Genomic DNA, 3,554 nt, shown 5'->3' with positions numbered 1-3,554 from the left:
ATAGACGATCGGTTCTTCGTTAGGAAATTGACAGTAAACATAAGAAGTAGGTCTTTGGATATTATCACAAAGAACATAATATATTTCTTGTCGATCGCCCTGAAAAATCTGTACGGGAGAAACATTTAATCCTGGCTTGATATTTTCAATGTCCTCTACTAGAGAGTGAAGATTAAATCCAGGTGCTAGCCTATAATCTGCTTTGTAATTACTAAAAATCAAGAGTTCTTCAGATATCTTAAATGGAAAATTTTCAGCTATTTCCCATCTAGGATAATGTGTTCTTGCTTGCCAATCTATATCTTCGCCTAAGTCGTAATAATTGCAGTAGTGAAAATGAAGCCAGTCAAAAATATATCTGAATGAATGCTCTATAAAGTCACAGTAAGTTCTAAGCAATCCATTTTTTTTCTTCCAGTATTGCTCTCTTATTTCTGGTAACTCTATGCTAAATTTTTGATAGCCAATATTAAACAGCACGCTAATAATCAATTCCGAATCTTCTCTGACCTTTTTATTCTCTACGTCATTTAAAATCCATTCTGCTCTCCACTCAGATGGATGAACCCGTCCATATTTAGCTGGAATAACAGTACCATGATTGCAATAAAGCTCGTACCCATCGGCAAATTTAATTGCTGCCTTACCTTCTGCGTGGGGAACCAACTCTCGATCGAGATATAATTCACAAGGTCGATCGATAATTAGACAAATCTTTTCATAAGTTATTAAATAAGTGCATTCTTCACACAATGCTTTAAGAATAACCCATATTTCCATAGCAGCATCATTACTAATATAGCTAATGTGAAAATCATAAATCCAAGAGTTTGTGAAGTACAGCTCATATTCTATTATTTTATGAAAATTAATGTTGTTGTCCCAATGGACACCATAAAGATGCGGTTCATATAAAATACTGCACAATTTTCCAAATACTTCGCCTATGTTAGCTGCAAGTAATGGAGTACTTTCTAGTGCAATTTGAAAATCTAAATCAGCTTCAGTTACTGGTTCTATTGCATCCAAAATTTTCAATAATTTATCACCTAGCGTTACCTTCAGTCGAAGATAGACATTATACTCATCTTTATCCGGTACTAAATCAAAAATCTGACTTTGTTCTAAAGATGGGCTACTGAGGAAAAATATTTCGGGCGGAGGTAGATCGATCGCACGGTAAGCATCGATAACTGCTTTGGTGGCTTTAGCTCGATCGACTGGTTCGGTGGAAAAGATGATTTTATCCCACTTGTTTATATAGCGATCGATAATAGTTTTATATTCATGCATGATATTATGGAAAATACCCGACTTCTTCAAGAAGTTGGGTATCTAATGGTGTTGATAAGTACGTATTTAGAAAGCGAAATAAATCGATGAGTTTAAATTGGCAATCAGCACGTTCTAATGTGGCAAATTGGCGAGATCGAGTGTTGCTGTTACCGTTGGTGGTAAAGTTTGATATTTACTCAAGGCTTGACGGGTAGCGGCGACGCTACAGGCTAGCGCGATCCGCTCTTGCTGTAGAATTCCAACAATCAGATCGGGTTGAGAACTATCGATGACGGGTAATTGGTGCAAACCTCTGGCTGTCATCCGATCGATAGCTTCGGCGATCGGTTCGTCGATATCGGCATAAAATAAATGTTTGGTACAAATACTGCCGATGGTGCTATTCAGGAGGAGATCGGGTTGGAGAGCTACTTCGGCTTGGGCAATTGCCCGACTGACATCGTGGAGCGTAACGATTCCGACTAGTTCTTCACGATCGTCGATTACCAGCGCGCTGTGACAGTTATTTTGAGTTAATTTCGAGCCTGCTGCAAGTAAATCTAATCGCTCGGATAACCGGACGTAATGACTATCCATCGCATCTCGCACGCGTAAATTTCGGAGAATATCGAGATCTCGATCTGGTTGAACGCTTAGAGCTAATTTATCTAATTTATCTGGCGATTTAGATTTGGGGTTCATCCGTTCGATCGCCCAAATACTCAACCCCACACATGCCATTACGGGGAGGACGATCCGATAGTCGCGGGTTAGCTCGAACATGAGTAGAATCGCCGTTAAGGGTGCCCTAGCACTACTCGCTAGTACCGCAGCCATTCCGACCATTGCATAGGCTGGCGGAGCTGCTATCTGGCTGCTCAGAGCGGGGAACAGTAAAACTAAAGACTTACAATAAATCGTGCCCATCGTCGCCCCTAGAAACATCGAGGGAGCAAATAAACCGCCGACTAAACCACTGCCCAAACTGATGGCTGTGAGCAACATTTTAATGACTAAAATCGAGGCAAGCAGCAGCACCGAAAATTGAACATCTTGCAACATCGCTTCGATCGTTTCGTAGCCGATGCCTGTGACTTGGGGAAACTTTAACGCGACAACGCCGACGATCGCACCACCCAGCACTGGAGTCAAGCAGCGAGGTATTTTACCCAACCCGGCTAAGTAACTGACATTGCCACTAAAAGCTGCTCTGGCAAAATCGACAGTCTGAGTGTAGGCAAACGATACCACACTCGCCAATCCACCCAATACTAAATATAGCGGTAGCTCGAATAAACTTTTGACCTCATACACGGGTAATGCAAATGCAGGTCTGGTACCCAAGCCAATTTGCGCCACTAGTGAGGCTACTACAGCAGCCAATACCACCACGCTGACTGCTGAAGTTGCAAAAGTTGTCCCCAGTACGATTTCTAGGGCAAAAAACACGCCTGCGATCGGGGCATTAAATCCGGCTGCAATTCCCGCCGCCGCACCCGCACCCAATAATAGCCGCTGCCGTTCCTGAGATGCATGTAACGCCTGCCCCAAAAACATTCCCAAATTTGCCCCAATTTCGACACTCGGCCCCTCTGGCCCCAGCGAGGCACCCGTTCCTAGCGATACCGAGGCTGCGACCATTTTCACTAGCCCCCGCCAGGGTGTCACCTTACTGCCTGCTTGAGTGGCGGCAATCATCGAATTCATATTCGGCCCAAAATCCTGCCAGTACCACCGCATAATTCCCACGACGATCCCACCCAAGATCGGGATGAATGCCAACAGCCACGTTCCCGCGATCCCCTGCATTTTTAGTCCGTCGATCGTATCGACTACTAATGTATGAGAAGAACTATGGAACAGATCGATCAGATAGTGAAATAAAACTACCCCTAATCCAGCGGCACCACCAATCAGGACGGATAGCAACATCACTACCAAGCCAGGAGAAGGTTCGAGTCGATTGAGTTTAGCAGTCAGGCGCGAGAGCACTGGTGTCAGGGGGGACACGGAAGATGGCGGAATTACTGTCATGGATAACGCCAGAACTATGAGAGGGTGATTAAATTTTGTTAACTTAATTGTAATATTTATTTGGAACGAATGGGGATCGATTATGGGAGATGGGAGCGGGGAGATGGGAGATGGGAGCGGGGAGATGGGAGATGGGAGATGGGAGATGGGAGTAAGGAGTAAGGAGTAAGGAGTAAGGAGTAAGGAGTAAGGAGTAAGGAGTAAGGAGTAAGGAGTAAGAAGTAAGGTACACGCAGTATCTATTC

Annotated in this window: 2 protein-coding genes; both read right to left on the bottom strand. The window is 43.9% G+C overall.

What is annotated here, in order from left to right; translation table 11 throughout:
* Window positions 1–1,293 (bottom strand): hypothetical protein (locus Q0R35_RS02375; RefSeq protein ID WP_366944804.1); only part of this gene is annotated, 1,293 nt, incomplete at its 3' end.
* 114 nt (window positions 1,294–1,407) lie between these two features.
* Entirely contained in the window at window positions 1,408–3,309 is a 1,902-nt protein-coding gene (locus Q0R35_RS02370) for a chloride channel protein (RefSeq protein ID WP_295614082.1), read from the bottom strand.
* Between the last annotated feature and the right edge of the window lie 245 nt (window positions 3,310–3,554).

Source organism: Chamaesiphon sp. GL140_3_metabinner_50 (assembly GCF_025361915.1).
Lineage (GTDB): Bacteria > Cyanobacteriota > Cyanobacteriia > Cyanobacteriales > Chamaesiphonaceae > Chamaesiphon.
This window is presented reverse-complemented; position numbering and strand designations above follow the sequence as displayed.

Bases quoted from the DNA above. Each gene is read 5' to 3' on its own strand.
- Q0R35_RS02370 (WP_295614082.1), bottom strand. From the start codon at position 3,309: ATGACAGTAATTCCGCCATCTTCCGTGTCCCCCCTGACACCAGTGCTC.